Origin of the sequence: Halomonas marinisediminis (genome assembly GCF_004347715.1) — a bacterium.
GTDB classification, from domain to species: domain Bacteria; phylum Pseudomonadota; class Gammaproteobacteria; order Pseudomonadales; family Halomonadaceae; genus Halomonas; species Halomonas icarae.
The window spans coordinates 1-232 of sequence record NZ_SLTR01000731.1; the positions used below are offsets into that span (position 1 = coordinate 1).

The 232-nt window shown below is 58.6% G+C and carries 1 protein-coding gene; it reads right to left on the reverse strand.

What is annotated here, in order from left to right; translation table 11 throughout:
- Window positions 1-182 (reverse strand): hypothetical protein (locus E0702_RS18365; protein WP_132045915.1); only part of this gene is annotated, 182 nt, incomplete at its 3' end.
- Between the last annotated feature and the right edge of the window lie 50 nt (window positions 183-232).

Consider the following 232-nt stretch of genomic DNA (forward strand, 5'->3'; position numbering starts at 1 on the left):
GCTGTGGCTGTGTCCATGACAGGCTGCTCTGATAGTGAGCGTTTGACACCACCTTGGCTGGTTGTGCTGCTGCTACTTTGCTTCTTCAGAGCCAGCAATGCCTTTTTCTTTTTCTTGAGCTTGTTGAATTTCTTCTGCAGAGCCTCCTCGTCCTCGCTCAGTCCGGGGGGTATCACCAACATGGTGGCTCCCGAGGGGGCGGCAACCGGGGGCCCCACGGTCTCCGGCCGCG